Origin of the sequence: Methylocapsa acidiphila B2 (assembly GCF_000427445.1) — a bacterium.
Taxonomy (GTDB): Bacteria; Pseudomonadota; Alphaproteobacteria; order Rhizobiales; family Beijerinckiaceae; genus Methylocapsa; species Methylocapsa acidiphila.
In genome coordinates this window covers 3754067-3777594 of sequence record NZ_KE386496.1, presented here as the reverse complement: position 1 = coordinate 3777594, position 23528 = coordinate 3754067, and the positions used below count along the sequence as shown (strand labels likewise).

Sequence of the window (23528 nt, the reverse complement as noted above, 5' to 3'; positions counted from 1 at the left end):
TCTTTTTTCGCCTTCGGGCGCCAGACTTGAAATTTCAGGAGCACCCGATGCCGCTTCATCGTCAATCCGCCGTCGGGGCCGCGCCGATTTGGTTCGTCAACGCCGAGACCTGGCCCGAGATCAAGGCGAACCTGCCGGCCTCGGCCCAGGCCTTCGCCGCGGCCTGCGGATTCGAGCCAAAGCCCGGCCGGGTCCAGATCGCCCCCGACGCGCAGGGTGGAATTGCCGTGGTGCTCTTCGGGATCGAGCCCGAAATCGCGCGCCAACGCGACCTCCTCCTGCCCGGTCGGCTCGCCGCCTCGCTGCCGCGCGGGCTCTATCGTTTCGCCAATGCGCCGCATGATCCGACGCTGGCCGCGATTTCCTGGCTTCTGACCGCCTATCGCTTCACCCGCTACAAAGGCGCCGACGCCGCATTCCCGGAGCTTTGCGCGCCTGAGGGCGTCGACGCCGACCGGGTCGAGCGCATCTCCGAGGCCGTCGCCTTCGGCCGCGATCTCATCAACACGCCGGCCAATGATCTGGGGCCCGACGCGCTCGAAGCCGCCGCCCTGGACCTCGCCTCGCATCATCACGCCAAGGCCTCCGTGACGCGCGGCGACAAGCTTTTGCAGACCAATCTGCCGCTCATCCATGCTGTCGGACGCGCCTCCGACAAAGCGCCGCGCCTCGTCGATTTCAGCTGGGGCGATCCAACAAAGCCCAAGGTCACGCTGGTCGGCAAGGGCGTCTGTTTCGATTCCGGCGGCCTCGACATCAAGCCCGAAGCCGCCATGCTCTTGATGAAGAAGGACATGGGCGGCGCGGCGACGGCGCTGGCGCTCGCCTCCATGATCATGGCGGGCAATCTGCCCATTCGCCTGAGGGTGCTGCTGCCGGCCGTCGAGAACGCCATCTCGGGCAACGCCTTCCGCCCCGGCGACGTCTATCCGAGCCGCAAGGGGCTCACCATCGAGATCGGCAATACGGACGCCGAAGGCCGGCTCGTTCTCGCCGACGCCCTGGCGCTGGCCGACGAGGAGGCGCCGGAGCTTCTCTTCGATTTCGCGACGCTCACCGGCGCGGCGCGCGCGGCGCTCGGCCCCGATCTGCCGCCCTTCTACACCATGGACGATGATCTCGCCGACGAGATCGCGCATTTCGGGACGGCGACGCAGGACCCGGTCTGGCGGCTGCCGCTCTGGGACCCCTATGACAAGCTTCTCGACGGCAAGATCGCCGATCTCAACAATGTCTCGGGCGGCTCCTTCGCCGGCTCGATCACGGCGGCTTTGTTCCTGCGCCGCTTCGTCGAGCGGGCGAAATCTTGGGCGCATTTCGACATTTACGCCTGGGCGCCGAGCGCGAAATCTGGCCGGCCGGAGGGCGCGGAGGTGCAATGCGCGCGGCTCCTCTATGACCTGCTGGAAGCCCGCTTCGGCGCCGGCGCGGCGGTCGAGAAACCCGAAGAGAAAACGCGCAGAATCGTCCGCCGGGTGAAATTGACGCCTGAGGAGTTGGCTGAGGGCGCGGCGGTCGGGCTGGAGGACAAGTCGCCATAGGGATTGGAGTGGATGGCGGCGGCGGGTTTTGAGACGAAGCGGTCATTCGCTCAGTTCGCCCGAAAGGTGCTATTGCGCCATCCCTCACGTCGCGGCGGCGAGCAACTCGGCTACAGTGAGAGGACGGCCCGCGTCTGCGCACAGACGAAACAGCGTCCTCTTATGAAATCGCTGGTCATTTGTTACCTCTTTTCCGACCCAGTCCGGTTTCTCGAAGGCCTGCTCTTCATCCGCAAGCTCTATCTCAGCCAGAACAATGCCTGCCAATAGGCCCTCGTAAATATCGACAGCCCATATGAACCCAGCATGAGGGATGCTGTGGCGCGTTTTCTCGACACGCCGGCCTCCACAGACAGTATTGAGCATCTCTTCGGCATCTGCTTCGGGGATTTCATACTCAAATTCGGTTCGACGCGATCCAAATCGCGGGCCTTTCACGGCGATAGACGCCCTGTTCTTACCAAGTCGGACGCGAACTTTGCATCCGTCGAACTCCCCGATAAGGCCATCTTGCAACTTTTCGCTATCACAAATAGCCGAGCGCCATGCATCATTGGCAACGAGGAATTTCCGCTCGACCTCGACTGGCATTCTGGGTTGCGTCCTCTCGATTCACAGGCGACACCGTTCTCTGCACCAGGTAAAGTAGACCGCCTCTCATGTTGAAATCAAATTCATGAGATCCAGCGACTTATGGTCGTAGCAAACGCGCCGTCTGGATTTCGTGGCCATTGTTTTTCCGGGTGATCCCAATAAAGCTCAATGCCATTCTGATTAGGATCGCGCGGATTGAGCGCTTCGGTCGCTCCATGGTCGCTGGCGCCGCCAAGCACAACGCATGGAAAGTGGGTCAATAGTCCGCGCCACCTGAATGACGCCAGTGCGCCGGGAAGTTCCAAAAAAGCCACTATCGCGAAGAACCGCTTTTGCTCGACGCCATTGCTCAGCCGCGATTTTGCGGAGTCTGCTCGTGGCGCAATCCAGGCCCAACCCAATCCGCTCACCCCGTAGCCCCCTCGCCATGCCCCCTCGCGACCCTCGCCCCGTGTCCGCCATCGACACGCAGGCGCTCTACGGCGAGGCGGCGATGCTTTACGATGATCATGAAGGCGGGGGCTCGGTCCGGCTCGCGCGCGACGGCTATGTCGGCTGTCTCTCCATGACCGCGCTCGGCTTGGCTATCCCCGAGCCGACTGATCTTGTGGCGGCGAATCGGAGCTTCGTCGATCAGGGGCCGGACATGAGGCTTCCGCCCATCGAGGCTCTGCCGCTCGACGCCCGAGTCGCGGTCTGCGGCGCGAACGGCGTCGGACATTCGGCCCAAATCGGGCTCAGAAGCCTTGCGACGCATTGACAAAAAGCCGCGCAGCTTCACCATGTGATGGGGAGACGCGCATAGCGGAGGCCGCAACGACGCATCAGCCGAATTCCGCCTGCCGCCGCGCAACAGGTCAACGCCAATCGGACGAAAGATCCGCTCGCGGCGATTTAGAACTCGCTTGCCGACTGACAAATAGGCGGCCGCTACTTTTGCGCGACGCCGTCGATGGAGCTCTTCTAAACCTCACCTATACTCAATTGCCCGGCCTCGGAGGCGCGCATGCGGATTTTCTTAAATCAAGCAATCAGAACTGCATTTTTTGTGGCCGCCATGGCCGCGGCGTCGGTTTCTTTTGCGGCGACGGCTCACGCGGGAACCGGATCCCGCAGAGCGATCGACGCCGATGCGGCGAGCTTCAGGAAGAGCGCCGTCCTCGTCAACATCGACAAGTCAAGTCAAACAATGACGGTTTTTTTAGGCGGCGTGCCGAAATATCAATGGCTGGTCTCGACTGGTCGGCCGGGATATTCAACTCCGTCCGGATCCTTTAACGCCACTTCGATGAATGAAATTTGGTACAGTAAAGAGTGGGACAACGCGCCCATGCCCCATTCTATTTTCTTCATTAAAGATGGCCACGCCATCCACGGCAGCTTCGACGTCAAGAATCTTGGGAGGCCGGTCTCGCATGGCTGCGTGCGCATCGCGCCCAAGAATGCCGCCGCGCTTTATGCGCTGGTGAAGGAGAACGGCTTGGAGAACACGCAGGTGATGGTGACGGGCGTCAGCCCGGGCGGCGAATATGGGCCCGCCGGGGCGCAGGCAAGCCAGCGCTCTGATTTTTTCGCGCCTTCCTTTGGCTCTCCTTATGGATATCAGGGTCGCTAGGGTCGCTGCGCGCCTAGGGAAAGGCAACATCATGAGCGCTCAATCGACGGCTGAAAAACACCAGCGCGGTGAAGCGGCGGACTCCGCGATCGAGGCCGCTATTGCCGCCGAGCGGAGGCGCTGCATCGACCGCGTGCTGGCTTATGCTGCGCTCAGGGATCAGGCCGCCGTCAATCTGGACAAGGCCGAAGACGGCGACGGCCCCGAGAAGCCGAGCGAGGGAGCCGCTGAGCGCGTGCGCATGCAGGCGGAGGTCGCGCGCGACATAGCCGCTTTCCTGGCCGAGGAGACGAATCGCTAATCCTCGCCATGCCCAGTTCCGACCCTCGCCTCACCCCCGCCCGCCCCGATCTCGCGGCCGCGCAATTGCGCGGCCAAGTCTCGGCCGACGAATTCGTCGAAGGCCGCCCGGTCCAGATCCGGGTCGGGATCGCCGACCTGCGCCGCGAGCCGCGCCCCGATTCCGCGATCGACACGCAGGCTCTCTTTGGCGAGGCGGCGATGCTTTACGAGGATCATGAAGGCTGGGGCTGGGTCCAGCTCGCCCGCGACGGCTATGTCGGCTATCTCTCCATGACCGCCGTCGGCCCTGCCCTTTCCGCGCCGACCCATTGGGTGGCGGTCAATCGCAGCTTCGTCTATCCGGGGCCGAACATGAAGCTGCCCCCGCTCGAAGCCCTGCCGCTCGGGGCGCGGGTCGCGGTCAGCGGCGCGAGCGGCGCCTTCGCGCAGATCGATGAGGCGGCCTATGTCTTCGCCGCTCATCTTCGGGCCGCGGACGAACGAGAGTCGGATTTCGTCGCGGCCGCCGAGCGGTTTCTGCACGCGCCCTATCTCTGGGGCGGCAAGACGAGCCTGGGGATCGATTGCTCGGGGCTCGTGCAAGCAAGCCTCGACGCGGCGGGAATAAGCGCGCCGCGCGACACTGATCTGCAGGAAAAGGCGCTTGGCCGCGCGCTCGCCTTCGACGAGACGCTCGAAAGTCTTGAGCGCGGCGATCTCGTCTTCTGGCGCGGCCATATCGGGATCATGCGCAGCGCGACCGAGCTTTTGCACGCCAATGCGCATCATATGCTGGTCGCCAGCGAGCCCTTGCGCGACGCGCGGGACCGCATTCTCGCCTCGACAGGCGCGCAAATTACCTCCATCCGGCGGCTCTAATGAAATTTTTGGCCATGACCGGCAGGATTTTTGCCACGGAGCAAAATTGACGTTCCCCGGCCCCGACATTATTTCTGTTCCATGGCACTCCGCACCATCATCACTCCGCCCGACCCTCGCCTGCGCCTCACTTGCGCGCCGGTCGAGAGCGTCGACGATTCGATCCGCGCGCTCATGGACGACATGCTCGAGACCATGTATGACGCGCCGGGCATCGGCCTCGCCGCGATCCAGATCGCCGTGCCCAAGCGCGTGATCGTCATCGACGTCGCCAAACGCGAGGAAGAAGCCGCCTCGGCGAACCCGATCTGCCTCGCCAATCCCGAAATTCTCTGGGCGTCCGAAGAGCTTTCGAGCTATGAGGAAGGCTGCCTCTCGGTTCCGGAATTTTATGAAGAGGTTTTTCGGCCCGCGCGGGTGCGCGTCGGCTATCTCGACCGCGAGGGGCGGCGCCAGGAGATCGAGGCCAATGGCATTCTCGCGACTTGCCTTCAGCATGAGCTCGATCATCTGAACGGCGTCTTGTTCATCGACCATATTTCCCGGCTGAAGCGTGAGCGCATTCTCAAGAAATTCAGCAAGGCCGCGCGACACGAAGGCGCCGACCGCAAGCGCGGCGCGGGCCGCGCGCGCGAAGAGGCCGACGCCGGAGCCTGATCTCGCCTTGGCCCCTTGGCCGAGCCTCAACCCATAGGCCGAGCATTTGCGCATTGTATTCATGGGAACGCCGGAGTTCTCGGCGCCCGTGCTCGCCGAACTCGTCGCTCGCGGCCACCAGGTCGCGGCGGTTTATACGCGCGCGCCAAAACCCGGCGGACGGCGCGGCCTGGAGCCGACTCTTTCCCCCGTTCACGCGACAGCGCGGCGGCTCGGCCTCGAGGTTTTGACGCCCAAAACTTTGCGCACGGACGAAGCCGCCGAAACGCTACGCGGCTTTGCCCCCGAGGCCATGGTCGTCGTCGCCTATGGCCTGATCTTGCCGCGCGCCATTCTCGATATTCCCGCAAAGGGCTGCTTCAACCTGCACGCCTCGCTGCTGCCGCGCTGGCGCGGCGCGGCGCCGATCCAGCGCGCGATCATGGCCGGCGACCAAGAAACCGGCGTCATGGTCATGCGAATGGAGGAAGGGCTCGACACGGGGCCCGTCTCATTGTCTGCGCGCGTAAGAATCGGGCCAGAGGCGAACGGCGGCGAGATCCATGACGCCTTGTCCGCAGCCGGCGCCTTGCTGATGGCGCAAGCCTTGGCGGGGATTGAGGAGGGCGGGCTCGCCTTCAAGCCTCAGGCCGAAGAGGGCGTCACCTATGCGCATAAGATCGACAAGGCCGAGGCGCGGATCGACTGGACGAAGCCCGCGCGGGAGGTCCATGATCTGATCCGCGGTCTGTCGCCCTTTCCCTCCGCCTTTTTCGAGGCCGACCTTGGCAAGGGGCCGGAGCGCGTCAAGATTTTACGCAGCGCGATCGCCGAGGGTTCCGGCGAGGCCGGGCGCGTGCTTGACGACGCTCCGACCATCGCCTGCGGCGAAGGCGCGATCCGTCTTCTCGAGCTTCAGCGCGCAGGCCGGACGCCGATGAAGGCGGAGGATTTTCTGCGCGGCGCGAAGCTCGCTGTCGGGACCCTGCTCGGCGCGCCCCAATAGACCATGCCGCGGTTCAAGCTCATCATCGAATATGACGGCGCGCCCTATGTCGGCTGGCAAAGGCAAGCCAATGGCTTTTCCGTCCAGGAGGCGGTCGAGGCCGCGCTTCTGGCGATCAGCGGCGAGCCGGCTGCGGCGCGCGGCGCCGGGCGGACCGACGCCGGCGTCCACGCCAAGGGCCAGGCGGCCCATGTCGATCTCGCCAAGGACTGGCGCCCCGATCGCCTGCGCGACGCCTTGAACGCGCATTTGAAGCCCGAGCCCGTGGCCATTCTCTCAGCAGAACGCGTCTCCGACAGTTTCGACGCGCGCTTTTCCGCCATCCGCCGGCATTATCTCTATCGGATCATCAATCGCCGCGCGCCTTTGACTATCGAGCGCGGCCGCGCCTGGCTGGTGAAGCGCAGGCTCGACGCCGACGCCATGGCCCAGGCGGCGGCGGGGCTTCTCGGCCGGCATGATTTCTCGACCTTCCGCGCCTCGGAATGCCAGGCCGATAGCCCTGTGCGCACCCTCGACCGCCTCGACGTCAAGCGAATCGGCGACGAGATCGAGATCCGCGCCAGCGCGCGCTCCTTCCTACACCGGCAGGTGCGCTCCATGGTCGGCTCGCTCGAATATGTCGGCAGCGGGAAATGGAGCGCCTTTGAGCTTGTCGCCGCGCTTGAGGCCCGCGACCGAAGCCGTTGCGGCGTGGTCGCGCCGCCGGACGGGCTCTATCTGATGCAGGTGGATTACGCCGACGAATAGCCGGGCGGAGAAAGCTCAGACCAGCGCAATCGCCGCGACGAGGCGGCCATAATCCGCTTCCTGCCGATGGACCGACCGCCGGTAGGAATAAAAGCGGTCGGCGTCCGCATAAGTGTCGAGGGCGAGATCCTCGAAACGCCCAACGCCGGCGCGGCCGAGGCGCAGCCCGATGAAGCCCGGCAGGTCGAACATGAAGCGCCCCTCACCGCTCGACGGGGTGAAAAACGCCGCATATTCCTCATCGAGCTCCACGAAGCGCGCATAAAATTCCGGGCCGACCTCATAGCTCTCCCGCCCGATCGTCGGCCCGAGCACAGCGATCGTCGAAGCGCGGTTCGCGCCGAGCGTCTCCATGGCCGCGAGCGTCGCTTCGAGCACCCCGGTCAAGGCGCCTTTCCAGCCGGCATGGGCGGCCCCGATCACCCCCGCCGAAGCATCGGCGAAGAGGACGATGCCGCAATCGGCGCCCGTGACGCCGAGCCCAAGGCCCGGAACATTGGTCGCGAGCGCGTCGCAGCGCGGCCGCTCCGAAAAAGGCTCGGTCACGATCACGGCGTCCGGCGAATGGATCTGGTAGGGCACCAGGAAATGGGTCGGGGCAACGCCGAGATGCGCCGCCATCCTGCGCCTGTTCTCGGCGACGGCGTCAGGGTCGTCCCTCGACCCCACGCCGCCGTTCAGCGAGGCGTAAAGCCCGGTCGAAACGCCGCCGGCGCGGGTGAAGAACCCATGCGCCACGCCTGCCTCCTCCAAGAGGCCTGCCGAGATCGCCGTCGACGCATCTTTCGTCATGCCTGTCCCGTCTCGAATCCCGCCGGAGCTGGAAAGCTGCGCGGCGTCACCGCCAGCGCCTTGAACAAATTCGCCATGTCGGTCGGCGCGCCCGAGCCGCCGGCGAGCCGCTCCAGCGCGGAGTCTATCCCGGCGCTCTGCCGGGCGTCGGCCTTCCGGCGCAAGGCGGCGGCGCGCTCGAAAATACCGAGCCTGCGGAGGAACTCGCCTTGCGCCACCGGACCATGCGGCTGCGCGCCGGCGGCGGCCGCGGCGAGCGACAGGGCGCGGAAATCGACATGGGTCGTGAGATCGGCCTCGCCCGGATCGCGCAGAGGATCGGCGAAGCGATGCCGACGCAAGGCCTGCAGGGTTTCGCCGCGCGCCGGCGCGTCATAGCCGTAATCCAAAGCGAGCAGCGCCCCGCCCTGGCTCGCGATGCGCAGCGCCAGAGCGCTCATGAGCTCGATCGCGGCGACGCCAAGCTCGAGAATCTCTCCCCGCTCGCCGGCTGCGGCGAGCTTTAGCTCGGGCTCTGGCGCAAGGCCGAAGCCGAGCTTTCCCTCGCAATCGAGGCCGACGAGCCGCTCGCGCCAGCCGCCTTCGGCGCAAACATAGTGGCGCACCGGCAGAGCGTCGAAAAACTCATTGGCGACAAAGATCGCCGGACCCGCAGGAACCTCTTCGACGCGCGCATGCCAGGCTACGGCGACCCCGGAGCCGGCGAGCGCCAGCCTTTGGACTTCCCGCAACGGCTCGCTCGTCTCGACGAAACGCAGATCGATCGCCTGCAAAAAATCCGGCGCGACCCGCGCCGCGCGCAAGGCGTCCGCCATCAAGACGCCGCGTCCCGGGCCGAGCTCGACGAAGCGAACCGGATTCGGCGCGCCCATCCCGCGCCAGATCTCGACGCTCCATAGGCCGATCAGCTCGCCGAACATCTGGCTGATTTCCGGCGCGGTGATGAAATCGCCCTCGGCCCCGAACGGCTGCCGCGACCTGTAATAGCCAAGCTCCGGATGGGCGAGGGCGAGGGTCATGTAGCGCTCGAGGCTGATTGGGCCGTCCTGGGCGATGATCTCATGGATGAGGGATTCGAGGAGGTTCATGCCAAAGCGAAGGACCGGCGTGTCGCTCGAACGATGAAATAAGCGCCGACCGCGATCAAAGGCAAAGACAAAAGCATGCCCATGGTCGCGCCCCCGAATAGAAATCCAAGCTGCGGATCCGGCTCGCGGAAAAACTCGCAAGTGATTCGCGCGACACCATAGCCGACCGCGAACAAGCCGACGACGAGTCCCGGCCGTTGCAGCGCGCCAAGCCGGACCGCGATAAAGAGAAAGATGAACAGGGCGACCCCTTCAAGGCCCGCCTCATAGAGCTGGCTCGGGTGGCGCGGCAAAGGCCCGGCGCCTGGAAAAACCATGGCCCAGGGAACGTCGGTCGGACGGCCCCAGAGCTCCGGCTTGATGAAATTGGCGATGCGCCCGAGAAAGAGCCCTATGGGCGCGACGGCGCAGCAAATATCGCCGAGGCTCAGGACCGACACGCCTCTGCGCCTCGCGAGGACATAGACCGCGATCGCCGTTCCGACGACCCCGCCGTGAAAAGCCATGCCGCCATGCCAGACGGCGGGGATTTCCTCGGGATGCTCGAGAAAAAAGACCGGATTGTAGAAGATGACATAGCCGATGCGGCCGCCGAGAATGACCCCGATCGCCGCATAGAAAAGAAGATCGTCGATGCAGGCGACGTCTGGGCGCGGCGTCCCGCGCCACAAGGCGCCATTGCGGACCAGGGCTCGCGCATAAGCCCAGCCGAGCGCCAGGCCCGTGACATAAGCGAGCGCATACCAACGAATCGGAAAAGGTCCGATCGTGATCAGAACCGGATCGATGGCAGGATAGGCAATGAGGCTCAGCATGGGCGCTCCGATGTCCCGCGGTGATGCGATGCGGGCGAAACCGCGTCAAGCAGGGGCCCCTAATTCTGCCTCAAGACCGTTACCTTCCTATGTCAGAAAAATTCCCGCACGGGACGGCGGATATGCTAAACGGGCGCGCATAAGAGCGCGAACACGACGGATCGAACGGTTTTATCGGCGTGGGCCTGCTCCCGCTTTTCAGGAGCCTGTTCGAGACGGGGTCGACGGGCTCTATCTATGTGAACATGTCGCCAATTTTTTGAAGCTGAGCGGTCCCTTTTCGATCGAATGAAGCGATCCGAAGGGAAGCTTCTCGAAATCGCACGAGTCCCGCCCGAGAGCGTCAATCGCCGCGATCGGGGAGCGCCTCAACGGAGTCGATTTATGTCGCAGAACCGAGTTTTCGAGGATTTTGCGCGTCTCATGACGGACGCGACCGAAGTCGCCCAAGGCGTCCGCCGCGAAGCCGAAACCGCGATGAAAAGTCAAATGGAGCGTTTTCTCGCGACCATGGACGTTGTGACGCGGGAGGAGTTCGAAGCGGTCAAGCAGATGGCCGCGACGGCGCGCGACGAAAACGAGAAGCTGAGCCGTAGGCTCGCGGTCATCGAGGCCGAGCTCGCCGCCAAGGAAAAGCCCCCAAGAAAATAGGGGCGCCGGGCGGCAAGGCCGGCGCAATGTTTCGCGCCCTCCATGGCCCGAGCGCGGCCTTTGAGCGCGCTTCCTTTCGTTTCTCTTGCCGTCGGCCTTTTTTGAAGACAGGCGGTCGGCGCAACTAGAGCCCCTGGAGCCGCGCCATGGCGGATTACGATATGGAAGACGAGGCCGCATCGCGTTGGAGCTTGCGCGCGCTTTTGCGTGAATGGCCCTATTTCGCGATGCTGATTCTTACTCTGTTCGGCGTCGCCTATACGAGCGTCGGCCGCCAGTCCATGACGACCTATTGGATGATCCTGGTCCCATGCTTCGCCGCGATTTGCGTGGCGTCGCATTGGCCCGAGGTCGAGGGCCGCGCGGCGCATTGGCGGTTGATCCGGACGCAGGTCCTCCATTGGATCGCCGTCATCCTGGCGATGGATCTCGTTTTCGTCGCCGATGTGCGCAAGATCATGAATTCCGACGCGAGCGCCCTCATGGCGCTCACCGTTTTGGCGCTCGGCACGTTCACGGCGGGAATTCATGTCTCGTCATGGCGCATTTGCCTGGTCGGAGCGATACTCGGGCTCGGCGTGCCGGCGATCGCCTGGCTGGAGGAATCGACCTTGCTCATTCTCCTCGGCGTCATGGTCCTGGTCGCGATCGCAGCGCTCTTCTTGTCATGGGGCCGGCGCCCCTCCCGATAAGAACGGCGCGCGCGGCTCGACCCGATAAAAAGAAGCGCCCGCTTTTCCGCGGTGACGAGCCTCTTGAATCGAGCGGGCAAGAGCGGCCGATGGCCCCAAAAGCGGATTTTTGAAAATCTGGCTTTTCAGCGCGATTTCGGATCCGCGGGACCTTGGACCAGGGCTTTCGCCGCCACGCCGCCATGCGCCATACGCGCGGCCACGCCGAGTTCAGCTTCCGGACCGGTCGAATAATGCGCGACGGCGAAACGCAAGACAACGCCGATCGCCGCCGCCAACGGCACGGCGATCAAGAGGCCGACGAAGCCGAAAAGATAGCCGAAAGCCGAAATCGCAAAGATCACGGACACAGGATCAAGCTTGATGCGCGCGCCGACGAGATAGGGCGAAAGCGCGTAATCAGCGACGGCCTGGCCAACCACGAAAACACCGACCACGACCGGAATGGCGCTCCAACTCGGCCAAAATTGCAGGATCGCAACCACGACCGACAGCACGAGTCCAGTCAGCAGGCCGAGATAGGGCACGAAGCTCACGAAGCCAGCGGCTAGCCCGATCAGCAGGCCGTGGTTGAGGCCGATCAGCCACAAGGCCAAGGCGTAATAGATCGCGAGAACGAGGCAGATCGTCCCCTGGCCGCGCAGAAACGCCTCGATCGTGCCGTTGATTTCGCCGGCCAGATGGCGGACCTCCTCGCGATAAGCCGCCGGAACCGCGCGGTCGAGCGTCGCGAGAATGCCTTGCCAATCCTGGATCAGATAGAAGGCGATGATGGGGGCGACGACCAGGAGCGAAAAGATCGAGATCAGCGCCTGCCCGCCCGACCATAAGGAGCCGAGTATGCTCGTGACCCAGCCGGCCCCGAGCTGCGCGATCTGTCCCGTCGCCTGCTCAGCCTCGGTCAGCCCTTCGCCGACGATCTTGCGCAGCCAGGGACGGCTCGGATCTTCGGCGAAGGCCTGCAGCTGCGCGACATAGGCCGGGAATTTATCGATGAACAGAGCGATCTCGGCGCCGAGCACAGGCGTGAGGAAGAGGATCGCCGTGATGACCGAGCCGAAGAAGAGCCCGATGATCGCAAGCGTCGCGACCGCGCGGTTCAGGCCGAGCCTTTCAAGATGGTCGACCACCGGGGAGAGCAGATAGGCGAGGGCGATCGCCGCCACGAAGGGCAGCAGAATTTCGCGCAACAGCACGACCGCCGCGAAGACGATGACGAGAGTCGCGATCCAAAAGACGAGTGTCCGGGGCGGCGGTTTCATGGCCGACACTATGCCGATGCGCGCGCCTCCCCGCAATACGCGTTGAACGCGGAAATCGTTGGCCTTGCTCGGATCGCGCCGAACGGTTCGCGGCCCGTCAGCACAATCGCGGAATCCATTCCCGAGTCAGAAACCCGTTCTATTGGGGACAATATCCCGCGGACCTGTTGCATAGAGCCGCCACGTTGTGATTCCTTAAGCAAAGACCGATTGAAATTCATGTGAGTCGCGCTTCTAGCGCGTGATTCGGATCTTTTCGTCTCGCCGCTCGCCGCGTCCCTCGAAGCGCTTGCTTCGAATCCGCAATGTCCCAAAGGTCCCGGAATGTCCCTTTTACAATTCGAAGCCACGCGCACGGAACATCCTGTCGACCTGATCGAAAGACTCGCGGCGCATAACCGTTGGCCTTTCGATCGCGACGACGAGGATGAGATTTCGATTTCTGTCGCGGGAAGCTGGACGGATTACAATATCGCCTTCACTTGGCTTTCCGACCTCGAGGCTTTGCACGTCGCCTGCGCCTTCGACCTCAAGGCGCCGACGCTTCGCAAAGTCGAGCTCACGAGCCTGATCTCGCTGATCAACGAGCAATTATGGGTCGGCCATTTCGACATGTGGCCAAATGAAGGGGTCGTGATGTTCCGCCATGCGCTGCTTCTCGCCGGCGGCGCTGCGCTGAATGGCCCCCAATGCCAGACCGTTCTCGCGAGCGCGGTGCGCGCCTGCGAGCGCTACTACCAGGCCTTTCAATTCGTGGTCTGGGCGGGCAAGACCGGCCGCGAGGCGATCGACACGGTCATGCTCGAGACCAAGGGCGAAGCCTAGAGATGGCGGAGGCCACGGCGGATCGCTTCCCCTCGTCGCTCGTCCTCGCCGGCGCCGGCAAGATGGGGGGAGCCTTGTTGCGCGCCTGGCTCGACCAGGGGATCGATCCACGCCGCATCGCCGTGCTCGATCCGCAGCCGTCGCCGCTCATCGCTGCGCTCGCCGCCGAGAAAGGTTTTGCGCTCGATGCGCCCACGGAGCCGCCAGAGGTTCTCGTCCTTGCGATCAAACCGCAGTCGCTCGACGAGGCGGGCGCGCTCGAGCCGCTGGCCGGCGCGGGGACGCTCGTCGTTTCTATCCTCGCCGGCAAGACCATCGCCAATATCGCGGCGCGTTTTCCGCGCGCCGGGGCCGTCGTCCGGGCCATGCCCAACCTTCCCGCCGCGGTCGGGCGCGGGATCTCCGCGCTCTGCCCAAGCGATTCGGCGAGCCCGGCGCAACGGGCTTTGGCGGAAGCTTTGATCGGCGCCGCCGGCCGGTTCGAATGGCTCCCCAACGAGCGCCTGATCGACGCCGTCACGGCCGTCTCAGGCTCGGGCCCGGCCTATGTCTTCTATTTGACCGAATGCCTGGCCCGAGCCGGAGCGGCTTTGGGCCTTCCCGAGGATGTCTCGGCCCGGCTCGCCCGTGCGACGGTCGAGGGTTCGGGCGAGCTTCTGTTCCGTAGCCCCGACAGTACGCCCACGGAATTGCGCGAGAGCGTGACTTCGCGCGGCGGAACGACGGCTGCGGCGCTCGAAGTGCTGATGGCTGAAGACGGCCTTGCGCCGCTGATCGAGCGCGCCGCGGCGGCGGCGCGGCGGCGCGGCGAGGCCCTCTCTGGATGACGCGCGGCCCGAAAGCGCTTTTGAGTCGGCGCCGTCGCTACGCGGCCGCGGCGGCGCAGATATTTCTCGCCGGGGAAGCCGCCGCCGCGGATCATGACCCTTTTCTGGCGCTGTCGACCCATGTCGAGGGGGTCGTCAATTATGTCCGCGCCTCCGAAGTCCAGGCCCTGGTCGATCTCAATCAATCCAAATGCCTGCTCGTCCTGACCAATGGAGAGGAACTTCGGGCCTGGCAAAAATGCGCCTCCATCGCGGGCGACCCCAAGCAATTCGGCTTTGTCGCCTTCACCTCGCCATTCGGAAGCGTGTTCATTTTTCCCGGCTTCGTGTCGAGCTTGCGAGGCACCAATCGGTCCGGCTGCAACATGGCCTTGCGCAACGCCCGATTCATTCCGGTGGAGGAATCCTGCGCCGACGCCCATAAGGCGCTGACGGCCGAATAAGCGAGGGCGCGCCCTGGCCAGGCGCCTTGGAACTGAGGCGTCGAGGCGCTAGATAAGCGACAGCGACAATGGCCAAGGACCTCGGAGGCGGAGATGGTCGACAAGGATGACGACGACGCGACAGCCGCGTTCGGAGCGCTCGGCGCGAAGGATATCGCGCCTGCGCCGCAAGATCCCAAGGCCGCCATCGTCGATGCGTTGCTCGAACTCGCCGGCGAGCGCAATTGGGAAGATATCACGATCTCGGACGTCGCGACCCGGGCGAATGTCTCGCTCTCAACTTTCCGCGATTGCTTTCCATCCAAAGGGGCCGCGCTCGCAGCCTTCTCGCGCAAGATCGACCGAATTGTTCTCGAAGGAACAGGCGACGATCTTCTCGGCGAGCCGGCCAAGGAGCGCCTGTTCGACGTGCTGATGCGCCGGCTTGACGCTTTGGCGCCCTATAAGCTCGGGCTCGAAGGCGTTTGGGATTGGGCGCGGCGCGATCCGCTCGGCGCCGCCGCTTTGAACGGCGTCCTCGTCAATTCGATGCGCTTCATGCTGGAAGCGGCGGGCGTCGATTCGGAAGGCGTCGTCGGCGGCCTCAAGCTGCAAGGATTGGCGCTGGCCTGGACCCGGGTTCTCGGGGTTTGGTTCCGCGACGAGGACAAGGGATTGGCCGCGACCATGGCCGCGCTCGACCGAGAATTGACGCGCGGCGGCCGATTCGTCGAACGGGCGGAAGATCTGAACCGGCTCGCTTCTCCTCTCTTCTCGCTGGCCCGCGCGGTGTTCGACCATCGCCGCCCAACGGTGGATAAGGAACGCGGCGAGGCGCGGGAGGAGCGCGCCTCTTCCTAGAACGCGCGCTCATTGGATGGATCCGTCCAATCGACGAGAACTCGTTCCGGATCAACGAGTTGGAGCGAGTTCTCGTAAGATGTCGGATAAATCGCTCTAAGCTGGATCAGGAGGGGTGCGCCGCCGTTGTGAAACTGGCTCCTCGACGCGGGTCCAGTCTTTTGCGGCGAGATCGATGACTTTCGGCGCGGCGGGACGACGGCCGTCGGGCGGGGCTGCATATTTGCCGACCCGAATCCGCTCCGTCACCCAGAATCTGATCGATGGCGCGGTCAGAGCCAAACCGATGAAGTCCGAGACGAAACCCGGCAAGATCAGCAGGATCGAGCCGAGCCCGGCGAGGGTCCCGTCGAGGAGAGCCTCGCGCGAAAGGCCGGCCTGCTCCTGCGAACGATTGGCGAGGGCCTTGCGCAACCGAAAAGCGGCCGAGAGGCCGAGCCGCCGCAGCATGGCCGCGCCGGCGAGGCTCGTCATGAGGCAGAGAAGAACAGCGCCGCTGAAACTTAGAATTTCAACGATCATGCCGAAGACAACGATCTCCGCGATCAGCCAGATCGCAAAGCCGAGCATAAGCTGAGTCGGGAGACGCATGCGCGCACCATCCGATCAAGAGCCACGGCACGGCCGTCGCCATGCCCCGATTTCCGCCTTTCTCTCCCAAAATAGGATTATATGTTAAAGTTCGTATTATGGCGAACCCGCCCTGAGCGAAAATCAGACCTCAAGTAGAGCGATGCAAGATTCATTCGACGCTACGACGATCATATTCGCGCTCCTCGCAGTTTTTGTGATCTGGAAGCTGCGCTCCATTCTCGGGACGCGGAGCGGAACAGAAAAGCCGCCGAGCAATCCCTTCGTGAGCCGCGCTCCCGAACGCGTCGCCGCGCCGCCGCGGCGTGACGACAACATCGTGGTTCTGCCGGGCGCGCCTGATATTCCTGTCGCGACGCGCGAGGGCGCGCCCGCCAGTCCGGACGACCGCTGGAAGGGCTTTGCCGAGCCCGGGTCTAAGACCTGGACCGGGCTCGACGCGATCGCGGCGGCCGATCCGTCCTTCGCGGTTCAGCCCTTTCTGGACGGGGCCAAGGCCGCTTATGAGATGATCGTTTCCGCCTTCGCCGCAGGCAATCGTCCGGTGCTGGAGAATCTCCTGGCCAAGGATGTCTACGATAGCTTCTCAGCGGCGATCGGCGAACGTGAAAAGCGCGGCGAGAAGGTCGAGACGACCTTTGTCTCGATCGACAAGGCCGTCATCGACGACGCCGAGCTTTCGGGGCGCACCGCGCTCATTACCTTGCGCTACGCCGCGCAGATCATCACCGCGACGCGCGGCCAGGACGGCGCCGTGATCGAGGGAAGCGCCGATAAGGTCATCGAGATCAAAGATATATGGACCTATTCTCGGGACGTCGGCTCGCGCGATCCAAATTGGCGACTGACCGCGACCAGAACCGGGTCCTAAGCAATATTCTAAAAAAATTGATCGCCTTTTTCGACATTCAGGCATCGGAATCCGATGTCTCCTGAGCATCTGGCGCGAGGGTCGCGGCGACTTCCGATGAGAGCCGCCCGCCGGTGTCGGTCTATCATCGCATGAGCCGTGCGACTCAAGACTTCGCGCTGAGCGAACTGTCTTTCGCGGATCTCGACGGCTTCGCCGTTGACGATCATATCGAAGCCTTCTCGGTCTTCCGGCGTTCTTGTGCGGCGATGGTTGCGGCTCGCCCTGTTTTACGCCAGGCGGTCGCATCCTCCCCTGCTCTTCTCGCGGTCTGCCGGGCCGCCTTGACCGAGCCCTTGGGGGATCGCGCTCGAGCGCGGCGTTTCTTCGAGACGCATTTCAGGCCCTACCGGGTCGAGACGCGCGCTTCGAAAGGGCATAAGCTCGGCTTTTTCACAGGATATTACGAGCCCGTCGTCAAAGGCTCCCTGACGCGGACCGCGGCGTTCACCGCGCCTCTTCTTTCGCGCCCCGCGGATCTGCCCGCCGCCGCCGATGGCGCAGCCCCCTATCCCGACCGCGCCGCAATCGAGTCCGGCGCGATCGCAAGCCATGCCGCGCCGATCGTTTGGCTCAGCGATCCAATCGAGGTTTTTCTCATCCAGGTGCAGGGCTCAGCCCGCGTCCGCCTCCCCGATGGACGGCTCCTTCGTCTCGTCTATGCCGGACGCAACGGCCAGCCCTATACGTCGATCGGCCGCGTTCTGATCGAGGCGGGCGAAATCGCCGAGGCTGAAATGTCCCTCGCCCGGCTCAAGGCCTGGGTGCGCGACCACGGCCAAGAGCCGGGCCAAGCCGGGCGCGCGCTCATGCAGCGCAACAAATCCTATGTGTTCTTCGCGCTCGACCCGACGCTGGATCCGGCCGATGGCCCGATTGGCGGGCAAGGCGTCAATCTCGCGCCGCTCCGCTCCATCGCCGTCGACCGGACGATTTGGCCTTATGGCTCGCCGGTCTGGATCGATGCAAAGATTCCCTGGGCCAGTTCCGCGCCTTCGCCGTTCCGGCGGCTCATGGTCGCGCAGGATACCGGCTCGGCGATCATCGGTCCGGCGCGGGCGGATATTTTTTTCGGCTCGGGGGATGACGCAGGCGCGCGCGCAGGCGATATTCGCGACGCGGGGGAATTTATCGTTTTTCTTCCGACGGAAGAAGGTTTTTCACGGTGAAGGAAAGCATGTCGTCTTTCGGCAGGGCCCGCGCGCGCCGGCTCACCGCCGAGGAGATCGAGCTTTGGCTCACCGTCGCCAAGACTGTGGAGCCGCGGCGCGGCCATCTTTTGCCGAAGCCCGCGCCGGTCGAAGGCATGGCTGCTCCCTCCGTCGACCCCGCGCCCGCCGTCGCTGCGGAGATCGCCCCGGCCGCCCCCGCGGCGACGCCCCGCTCGCAAAAGCCGCCGCCGCTGGCGCCGCTCGAGCGGCGACTTCGGCAAAAGCTGTCGCGCGGCCTGGCGGCGCCCGATGCCGCGATCGATCTTCATGGCATGCGCCGGCAGGAGGCCTTTGTCGCCCTGCGCCAATTCCTATCCCGCGCGCAAAGAGACGGCGCGCGCCTCGTTCTCGTGGTGACCGGCAAGGGCGAGCGCGGCGGCGCGGAAGACGGCGATTCCGGCGTGCTGCGGCGGAACGTGCCGCAATGGCTGCGCGGGCCCGAATATCATGCCATTGTCATCGGCTTCGAGGAGGCCGCTCGCCCGCATGGCGGCGCAGGCGCCCTCTACGTTCGGTTGAGGCGGCGCGATCGGGCGCCGCGCGGAAACCCATAAAATGACCCTTGAAACCAGCAACCTATCGGACCTGACCGCGCCCGCGCTCCACGACATCGAGCGGCTGGCGGAGGCGGCTTTCGCGGCGCTTCCGGACAATTTTCGCCGCCTTTGCGAGGGCCTCGTGATCCAGGTCGAAGATTTTCCCGACGACGAAACGCTCGACGATATGCAATGCGAGAGCGAATATGATCTCTTGGGACTGTTCCGCGGCCGCGGCCGGGCGCAATCCGAAGCAACGCCCGTGACCGGCCAGTTTCCCAATATGATCTGGCTCTATCGGCGACCAATCCTCGATTTCTGGGCGGACCAGGAGGATGGGCTCGGCGCCGTGATCACCCATGTCCTCGTGCATGAGATCGGCCATCATTTCGGCCTCTCCGACGACGATATGCAGGCGATCGAGGAAAGCGTTGCGTAAGCCTAATCTCGCGTCTCGCGAAAGCGCGCTTCCACGTAGGCGTCGGCGCGCTTAAAATGCATAAAATCTATAGACATTAAATATTTTTATGGTCTAACGTCATCCCATGCGGCGCCGCCGAACAAGTGGCGCCGCCGCGGCGCAGGGCGATTCCCGAGTTGCGCGAAAACCGACGTAGCGGACCACAATGATCTTGGATCGGCTCTCTCCCCGTCAGCGCGGCCGATCCGCCTATTGCGCGCCGCGCGACCGGAAATCCGTCGCCGCCTTTCAAGGCCCATCGTCGAGAACGCCGCCCGGCGGCGTGCTTTTGACAGCTTCTCTCGGCCAACTCCCGCCAGGCCCTCCACCATGGCCTGAGAGCGCTGATGCTTCGGCGCTATCGCGCTCTCGAGCCCGCTCTCCGCTCGACCGTTCTTCTTTCGAGGCATGCTGAAAATGAAAAAGTTCCTGTGCTTCAGGGCCATGGCGCTGGCGCTTGGCCTTATCCCTTTCGCCGACGCGGCCAGCCGGGCCGAAGAGACCCTGCCAAAGCCTTCAACGCCGTTTCAGGGCAAGATCGCGGACACGCGGGAGCAATCCGTTCCCGCCTTTCCTGCGTCGCCGCGCGCGCCGGCCGACGCTCCGAATATCGTTCTGATCCTGCTCGACGACGTGGGGTTCGGCGCTGCGGCGACCTTTGGCGGACCGGCCGCCACGTCGGAACTCGACAGGCTCGCCGCCGGCGGCCTGCGCTACAATCAATTCCACACGACTGCGATTTGTTCGCCCACCCGCGCGGCCTTGTTGACCGGCCGCAATCATCATCAAACAGGGTTTGGCAATCTCGCCGACGTCGCGGCGGGCTATCCCGCCTATAATTCCATCTGGCCGAAGGAGACGGCGTCGATCGCCGAGATCCTGCGCCTCAACGGCTACAGCACGGCGGCTTTCGGAAAATGGCACAACACGCCCGATTGGGAGATCAATCCGGCGGGGCCTTTCAATCATTGGCCGACGGGACTCGGATTTGAATATTATTACGGCTTCATGTTCGGCGAGACGAGCCAGTGGGAGCCGACCCTTTATCGCAACACGACGCCGGTCGATGCGCCGAAAAAACCCGAGCAGGGCTATCACCTCACAACCGATCTCGTCGACGACGCCATTCATTGGCTGCATCAGCATGACGCGGTCGCGAGCGAAAAGCCTTTCTTCCTTTATTTCGCGACAGGCGCGACGCACGCGCCGCACCATGTGCCCAAGGAATGGATCGCCAAATATAGCGGCCAGTTCGACCAGGGCTGGGACCGATTGCGCGAGGAGACTTTCGCCCGCCAAAAGAAGCTCGGCGTCATTCCGGCCAATACGGAGCTGACCCCTCGGCCCGACGGCCTGCCGGCGTGGGATTCGTTGACCGCCGATCAGAAGAAGCTCTACGCGCATCAAATGGAAGTCTACTCGGCTTTCCTCTCTCAGACGGATTATGAAGTGGGCCGCTTGTTGCGCTCGATCGCCGACTCCGGCAAGGCGGACAATACGCTTGTCATCTATGTGGTCGGCGACAATGGCGGCAGCGCCGAAGGCGGCCTCGAAGGGTCCGACGCGAATTTCGCGACGCTGACCGGCTCGCGAGACGAGGCTCCGGAGATGCTCTCGCATCTGTCCGATCTCGGCAGCCCGCTCTACGACAATCACTATGCCGCCGGCTGGTCCTGGGCCACGACGGCGCCGTTTCAATGGATGAAGCAGATCGCCTCGCATTTCGGCGGCACGCGCGACGGACTGGTGATCTCCTGGCCCGGCCACACGAAAAACGCCGACATCGTTCGCAGCCAATTCAGCCATGTCAACGACGTCGCGCCGACGATCTACGAGGCCGCCGGAATTGTCTTTCCCGACAAGGTCGACGGCGCGGCGCAAATTCCGCTCGAGGGAAAGAGCCTGGTCGCGAGCTTTGCGGACCCGGCGGCGAAGAGCCTGCACACGAAGCAATATTTCGAGATCTTCGGCAATCGCGCGATCTACAAGGACGGCTGGGTGGCCGGCGCGCGGCACTATGCGCCTTGGGAATTATTCACCGACATCTCAAAAGTGTTCCGCGGCGGTTTCGAGAATGATCGCTGGGAGCTTTACAATGTCGCCGAGGATTTCAGCGAGGCGCATGACCTCGCCGAGAAATTCCCCGAGAAGCTGCGGGAACTCAAGGCCGAATTCGACTGGGAGGCTCGCCGCAATGGGGTCTACCCCTTGGTGCCCCTGCCCGTGGGAGCGCCTTCGCCAGTCGCCGGAAAATCGCATTTCGTCTATCTCTCTGGGGTCGAGCGCTTGCCGGGCCATGCCGTGCCCGACGTCGGCGGACGCTCGCATCGGCTGACCGCTTATATCGATGCGTCGGAAGGGCCGGTCGAAGGGGTGATCGTCGCGCAAGGCGGGCGTTATGGCGGCTATAGCCTGTTCGTGAAGGACGGCAAGCTCATCTATGAAGCGAACACTTTCGGCAAGATCCACGAGACCCTGGAATCGGCGCAACCTTTGCCATTGGGCAAGGCGCGCATCGATTTCGTCTTCGAGGCCGATCCTCGGCCGGCTTCGGGGCTGCCGCCTCTGCTGGCGCCGAAAAACGCTCCCGGAACCGGACGCCTCTTTGTCGACGGGGTCGAGGTCGCGCAAAGGCGTTTCAGCAAATTCGGCAGCTTCGGCAGCGCCATCACCGAGCCCTTCGACGTCGGCAAGGACAGCGGCTCCGCCGTTTCGCAGAGCTACGAAACGCCCTTCGCCTTCACCGGAAGGGTCGAAAAGATCGAAATCGACCTCCAGCCCGCAGGCGGCGAATTGGTCCGTCGATAGTGGTCAAACCCCGACGCTCGGTTTTCGAGCGTTGGGGTCGGCCAGCCCATAAAATCAATAAGCTGGTGGATCGATTTGCTCCGACGGTGGGGCGCTACCCACCTGACCGGATCGCAACCCATCGATCGAGCCGAACAAGGTCGACCCCAAAGCTCGCGCTCATCCCGGCCGGACGTCTTCGTTCGGCCGGGTCGGCTTCATTTGCTCCGGGTCGGCGCACTTGCTAGAACACGCGCTCGGCGGCGTAAAAGCCCGCTTTCGTCTTCAAAACCCGATCACATTGCATGTTTGTGGACCTTTCCGTCCAAAAGCATGGTGATCTCGGCCAATCTGGCAATACAAGCGTCTCGTAGCTGCTCGACGGCGACGCTCCTAAGACCTGGAACCCCGCCCAAATGGAAAAATTCACGTCGCTCACCGGCGTCGCCGCGCCTCTCGGGATCACCAATATCGACACCGACATGATCATCCCGAAGCAATTCTTGAAGACGATCAAGCGGACGGGCCTCGGCGCAGGCCTTTTCTCCGAGATGCGCTACAAGGACGACGGCTCCGAGAACCCCGATTTCGTCCTGAACAAGCCGGCCTATCGCAACGCCAAAATTCTCGTCGCCGAGGATAATTTCGGCTGCGGCTCGTCGCGCGAACATGCGCCCTGGGCGCTGCTCGATTTCGGCATTCGCTGCGTTATCTCGACGAGCTTCGCCGATATTTTTTACAATAATTGCTTCAAGAACGGCATCCTGCCGATCAAGGTCTCGCGCGAAAATCTCGTCAAGCTCATGGACGACGCCGCGCGCGGCGCCAATGCCACGCTCTCAATCGATCTCGAATCTCAGGAGATTCGCGGCCCCGATGGCGGGGTCATTCGATTCGACATCGACCCGTTCCGCAAGCATTGCCTCATGAACGGCCTCGACGACATCGGCTTGACCATGGAAAAGGCCAAGAAAATTGAAAGCTACGAAGCAAAGACAGCAGCCGAACGCAGCTGGCTTTGATTTGAATCGCAAGCGTCGTCACGCCGAAGCGGATTGTTCCTTGAAAGCAAGAATTTAATTCTCCGATCGGGGGCTGCGCTAGATCGCGGCTGCGCGTCAAATCGCGCAAAAAAAGCCATGGCGCCGCGCGAAGCTTGGTGCTAGTCTCCGGCCCCGAACGGGCACGATCCGTTCAGGGTATGGAAACGAAAAGCGCCCGGCAATTCGCAACACTGATCAAAGACAGAGGGTAATATGGCTTGGACGACCCCCATCATCGTTGAAGTTTGCATCGGCATGGAAGTGACGAGCTACGCCTCCGCCGAAATCTAACGGCTGGGCCTGAATAGTCCGGCGCGGCCGGGTCCTTCCGGAGCCCGTGCGAATTCGGCGCCGGCCCATGGCCGGCAAGGGTCGCGAGCGAGATCTCCGCCGCGTCCCCTCAAACCCGATCTTCACGCAGCAAGACCGCGCCAGCATTTCCTTCGAGCCGC

27 protein-coding genes and 1 pseudogene are annotated in these 23528 nt (G+C 63.7%); 21 read left to right on the top strand and 7 right to left on the bottom strand.

Annotated elements, in window-relative coordinates:
- Window positions 1-47: 47 nt before the first annotated feature.
- On the top strand, window positions 48-1541 hold the full coding sequence (locus METAC_RS24790) for a leucyl aminopeptidase family protein (RefSeq protein WP_051335739.1): 1494 nt from the start codon (window positions 48-50) through the stop codon (window positions 1539-1541).
- Between the two features lie 84 nt (window positions 1542-1625).
- Here the strand turns inward: METAC_RS24790 and METAC_RS0120785 are convergent, their stop codons facing one another.
- Window positions 1626-2132: a CYTH domain-containing protein gene (locus METAC_RS0120785; RefSeq protein ID WP_026608499.1), complete on the bottom strand. Its 507-nt coding sequence runs from the start codon at window positions 2130-2132 to the stop codon at window positions 1626-1628.
- 83 nt (window positions 2133-2215) lie between these two features.
- A pseudogene (locus tag METAC_RS27255) lies at window positions 2216-2377 on the bottom strand (VOC family protein); the annotation flags it as partial.
- 134 nt (window positions 2378-2511) lie between these two features.
- On the opposite strand from METAC_RS27255, the gene METAC_RS24785 reads away from it, so the two are divergent.
- The 7 genes from METAC_RS24785 to truA all read left to right on the top strand — a co-directional run bounded on the left by METAC_RS24785 (window position 2512) and on the right by truA (window position 7303).
- Window positions 2512-2895, top strand: a complete 384-nt coding sequence (locus METAC_RS24785; RefSeq protein ID WP_156898300.1) for a hypothetical protein — start codon at window positions 2512-2514, stop codon at window positions 2893-2895.
- Window positions 2896-3192: 297 nt separating this feature from the next.
- Window positions 3193-3750 (top strand): L,D-transpeptidase, encoded by a 558-nt coding sequence (locus tag METAC_RS24780; protein ID WP_198017257.1) that lies wholly within the window; start codon window positions 3193-3195, stop codon window positions 3748-3750.
- Between the two features lie 31 nt (window positions 3751-3781).
- Window positions 3782-4051 carry a hypothetical protein gene (locus tag METAC_RS0120765; protein WP_156898299.1) on the top strand — a complete coding sequence of 90 codons (270 nt, stop codon included), beginning with the start codon at window positions 3782-3784 and terminating at the stop codon, window positions 4049-4051.
- 8 nt (window positions 4052-4059) lie between these two features.
- Window positions 4060-4911, top strand: coding sequence for a C40 family peptidase (locus METAC_RS0120760; protein ID WP_026608496.1), 852 nt, complete (start codon window positions 4060-4062; stop codon window positions 4909-4911).
- Window positions 4912-4992: 81 nt separating this feature from the next.
- Complete coding sequence (gene def, locus METAC_RS24775; RefSeq protein WP_051335737.1) at window positions 4993-5568, top strand: peptide deformylase; 576 nt, start codon at window positions 4993-4995, stop codon at window positions 5566-5568.
- 46 nt (window positions 5569-5614) lie between these two features.
- Complete coding sequence (fmt, locus tag METAC_RS0120750) at window positions 5615-6553, top strand: methionyl-tRNA formyltransferase (RefSeq protein WP_026608495.1); 939 nt, start codon at window positions 5615-5617, stop codon at window positions 6551-6553.
- A 3-nt stretch (window positions 6554-6556) separates the two neighbouring features.
- Window positions 6557-7303, top strand: a complete 747-nt coding sequence (gene truA / locus METAC_RS0120745) for a tRNA pseudouridine(38-40) synthase TruA (protein WP_026608494.1) — start codon at window positions 6557-6559, stop codon at window positions 7301-7303.
- Window positions 7304-7318: 15 nt separating this feature from the next.
- On the opposite strand, the gene pgeF is transcribed toward truA, so the two are convergent.
- The 3 genes from pgeF to lgt are packed head-to-tail and all read right to left on the bottom strand — an operon-like array spanning window position 7319 to window position 9998.
- Window positions 7319-8095 (bottom strand): peptidoglycan editing factor PgeF, encoded by a 777-nt coding sequence (pgeF, locus tag METAC_RS0120740; RefSeq protein WP_051335736.1) that lies wholly within the window; start codon window positions 8093-8095, stop codon window positions 7319-7321.
- Window positions 8092-9183, bottom strand: a complete 1092-nt coding sequence (locus METAC_RS0120735) for a class I SAM-dependent methyltransferase (RefSeq protein ID WP_026608492.1) — start codon at window positions 9181-9183, stop codon at window positions 8092-8094. Before METAC_RS0120735 ends, pgeF begins: the two co-directional genes overlap by 4 nt.
- Entirely contained in the window at window positions 9180-9998 is an 819-nt protein-coding gene (gene lgt, locus METAC_RS0120730; protein ID WP_026608491.1) for a prolipoprotein diacylglyceryl transferase, read from the bottom strand. Before lgt ends, METAC_RS0120735 begins: the two co-directional genes overlap by 4 nt.
- A 384-nt stretch (window positions 9999-10382) precedes the next feature.
- On the opposite strand from lgt, the gene METAC_RS0120725 reads away from it, so the two are divergent.
- Both METAC_RS0120725 and METAC_RS0120720 read left to right on the top strand, forming a co-directional pair.
- Window positions 10383-10649: an accessory factor UbiK family protein gene (locus tag METAC_RS0120725; RefSeq protein WP_026608490.1), complete on the top strand. Its 267-nt coding sequence runs from the start codon at window positions 10383-10385 to the stop codon at window positions 10647-10649.
- 146 nt (window positions 10650-10795) lie between these two features.
- Window positions 10796-11341 (top strand): hypothetical protein, encoded by a 546-nt coding sequence (locus tag METAC_RS0120720; protein ID WP_026608489.1) that lies wholly within the window; start codon window positions 10796-10798, stop codon window positions 11339-11341.
- Between the two features lie 125 nt (window positions 11342-11466).
- Here METAC_RS0120720 and METAC_RS24770 read toward each other — a convergent pair whose 3' ends face one another.
- Window positions 11467-12603 (bottom strand): AI-2E family transporter, encoded by a 1137-nt coding sequence (locus METAC_RS24770; RefSeq protein ID WP_156898298.1) that lies wholly within the window; start codon window positions 12601-12603, stop codon window positions 11467-11469.
- Between the two features lie 324 nt (window positions 12604-12927).
- Here METAC_RS24770 and METAC_RS0120710 point away from each other — a divergent pair, with 324 nt between their 5' ends.
- From METAC_RS0120710 to METAC_RS0120695, 4 genes are all read left to right on the top strand, one after another.
- Entirely contained in the window at window positions 12928-13428 is a 501-nt protein-coding gene (locus METAC_RS0120710) for a type III secretion system chaperone family protein (RefSeq protein WP_026608488.1), read from the top strand.
- Window positions 13429-13430: 2 nt separating this feature from the next.
- On the top strand, window positions 13431-14255 hold the full coding sequence (gene proC / locus METAC_RS0120705; RefSeq protein ID WP_026608487.1) for a pyrroline-5-carboxylate reductase: 825 nt from the start codon (window positions 13431-13433) through the stop codon (window positions 14253-14255).
- A 20-nt stretch (window positions 14256-14275) separates the two neighbouring features.
- A complete protein-coding gene (locus METAC_RS0120700) occupies window positions 14276-14698 on the top strand; it encodes a hypothetical protein (protein ID WP_156898297.1) in 423 nt (140 codons plus the stop codon).
- 93 nt (window positions 14699-14791) lie between these two features.
- A complete protein-coding gene (locus tag METAC_RS0120695; protein WP_156898296.1) occupies window positions 14792-15538 on the top strand; it encodes a TetR/AcrR family transcriptional regulator in 747 nt (248 codons plus the stop codon).
- Between the two features lie 96 nt (window positions 15539-15634).
- On the opposite strand, the gene METAC_RS24765 is transcribed toward METAC_RS0120695, so the two are convergent.
- Complete coding sequence (locus tag METAC_RS24765) at window positions 15635-16129, bottom strand: FxsA family protein (RefSeq protein WP_084143842.1); 495 nt, start codon at window positions 16127-16129, stop codon at window positions 15635-15637.
- Window positions 16130-16271: 142 nt separating this feature from the next.
- Here METAC_RS24765 and METAC_RS0120685 point away from each other — a divergent pair, with 142 nt between their 5' ends.
- The 7 genes from METAC_RS0120685 (at window position 16272) to pqqA (ending at window position 23367) form a co-directional block, all read left to right on the top strand.
- The gene (locus METAC_RS0120685) at window positions 16272-17000 is read left to right on the top strand and encodes a Tim44/TimA family putative adaptor protein (protein ID WP_026608484.1); all 729 of its coding nucleotides are present in this window, start codon (window positions 16272-16274) and stop codon (window positions 16998-17000) included.
- 113 nt (window positions 17001-17113) lie between these two features.
- Window positions 17114-18208, top strand: coding sequence for a murein transglycosylase A (mltA, locus tag METAC_RS0120680; RefSeq protein ID WP_245257535.1), 1095 nt, complete (start codon window positions 17114-17116; stop codon window positions 18206-18208).
- A gap of 8 nt (window positions 18209-18216) precedes the next feature.
- Entirely contained in the window at window positions 18217-18804 is a 588-nt protein-coding gene (locus tag METAC_RS0120675) for a Smr/MutS family protein (RefSeq protein ID WP_026608482.1), read from the top strand.
- 1 nt (window position 18805) lies between these two features.
- Window positions 18806-19225: a metallopeptidase family protein gene (locus METAC_RS0120670; RefSeq protein WP_026608481.1), complete on the top strand. Its 420-nt coding sequence runs from the start codon at window positions 18806-18808 to the stop codon at window positions 19223-19225.
- Between the two features lie 438 nt (window positions 19226-19663).
- Window positions 19664-22054: an arylsulfatase gene (locus METAC_RS0120660; RefSeq protein ID WP_036256907.1), complete on the top strand. Its 2391-nt coding sequence runs from the start codon at window positions 19664-19666 to the stop codon at window positions 22052-22054.
- A 395-nt stretch (window positions 22055-22449) separates the two neighbouring features.
- Window positions 22450-23055, top strand: coding sequence for a 3-isopropylmalate dehydratase small subunit (gene leuD, locus METAC_RS0120650; protein WP_026608478.1), 606 nt, complete (start codon window positions 22450-22452; stop codon window positions 23053-23055).
- Between the two features lie 234 nt (window positions 23056-23289).
- Window positions 23290-23367 carry a pyrroloquinoline quinone precursor peptide PqqA gene (pqqA, locus tag METAC_RS27515; protein WP_084144072.1) on the top strand — a complete coding sequence of 26 codons (78 nt, stop codon included), beginning with the start codon at window positions 23290-23292 and terminating at the stop codon, window positions 23365-23367.
- Window positions 23368-23528: the final 161 nt, after the last annotated feature.

Coding starts and splice junctions, on each gene's coding strand:
- METAC_RS24790 (WP_051335739.1), top strand. CDS start 48: ATGCCGCTTCATCGTCAATCCGCCGTCGGGGCCGCGCCGATTTGGTTC.
- METAC_RS0120785 (WP_026608499.1), bottom strand. CDS start 2,132: ATGCCAGTCGAGGTCGAGCGGAAATTCCTCGTTGCCAATGATGCATGG.
- METAC_RS24780 (WP_198017257.1), top strand. CDS start 3,193: ATGGCCGCGGCGTCGGTTTCTTTTGCGGCGACGGCTCACGCGGGAACC.
- METAC_RS0120765 (WP_156898299.1), top strand. CDS start 3,782: ATGAGCGCTCAATCGACGGCTGAAAAACACCAGCGCGGTGAAGCGGCG.
- METAC_RS0120760 (WP_026608496.1), top strand. CDS start 4,060: ATGCCCAGTTCCGACCCTCGCCTCACCCCCGCCCGCCCCGATCTCGCG.
- def (WP_051335737.1), top strand. CDS start 4,993: ATGGCACTCCGCACCATCATCACTCCGCCCGACCCTCGCCTGCGCCTC.
- truA (WP_026608494.1), top strand. CDS start 6,557: ATGCCGCGGTTCAAGCTCATCATCGAATATGACGGCGCGCCCTATGTC.
- pgeF (WP_051335736.1), bottom strand. CDS start 8,095: ATGACGAAAGATGCGTCGACGGCGATCTCGGCAGGCCTCTTGGAGGAG.
- METAC_RS0120735 (WP_026608492.1), bottom strand. CDS start 9,183: ATGAACCTCCTCGAATCCCTCATCCATGAGATCATCGCCCAGGACGGC.
- lgt (WP_026608491.1), bottom strand. CDS start 9,998: ATGCTGAGCCTCATTGCCTATCCTGCCATCGATCCGGTTCTGATCACG.
- METAC_RS0120725 (WP_026608490.1), top strand. CDS start 10,383: ATGTCGCAGAACCGAGTTTTCGAGGATTTTGCGCGTCTCATGACGGAC.
- METAC_RS0120720 (WP_026608489.1), top strand. CDS start 10,796: ATGGCGGATTACGATATGGAAGACGAGGCCGCATCGCGTTGGAGCTTG.
- METAC_RS24770 (WP_156898298.1), bottom strand. CDS start 12,603: ATGAAACCGCCGCCCCGGACACTCGTCTTTTGGATCGCGACTCTCGTC.
- METAC_RS0120710 (WP_026608488.1), top strand. CDS start 12,928: ATGTCCCTTTTACAATTCGAAGCCACGCGCACGGAACATCCTGTCGAC.
- proC (WP_026608487.1), top strand. CDS start 13,431: ATGGCGGAGGCCACGGCGGATCGCTTCCCCTCGTCGCTCGTCCTCGCC.
- METAC_RS0120695 (WP_156898296.1), top strand. CDS start 14,792: ATGGTCGACAAGGATGACGACGACGCGACAGCCGCGTTCGGAGCGCTC.
- METAC_RS24765 (WP_084143842.1), bottom strand. CDS start 16,129: ATGCGTCTCCCGACTCAGCTTATGCTCGGCTTTGCGATCTGGCTGATC.
- METAC_RS0120685 (WP_026608484.1), top strand. CDS start 16,272: ATGCAAGATTCATTCGACGCTACGACGATCATATTCGCGCTCCTCGCA.
- METAC_RS0120675 (WP_026608482.1), top strand. CDS start 18,217: ATGTCGTCTTTCGGCAGGGCCCGCGCGCGCCGGCTCACCGCCGAGGAG.
- METAC_RS0120670 (WP_026608481.1), top strand. CDS start 18,806: ATGACCCTTGAAACCAGCAACCTATCGGACCTGACCGCGCCCGCGCTC.
- METAC_RS0120660 (WP_036256907.1), top strand. CDS start 19,664: ATGAAAAAGTTCCTGTGCTTCAGGGCCATGGCGCTGGCGCTTGGCCTT.
- leuD (WP_026608478.1), top strand. CDS start 22,450: ATGGAAAAATTCACGTCGCTCACCGGCGTCGCCGCGCCTCTCGGGATC.
- pqqA (WP_084144072.1), top strand. CDS start 23,290: ATGGCTTGGACGACCCCCATCATCGTTGAAGTTTGCATCGGCATGGAA.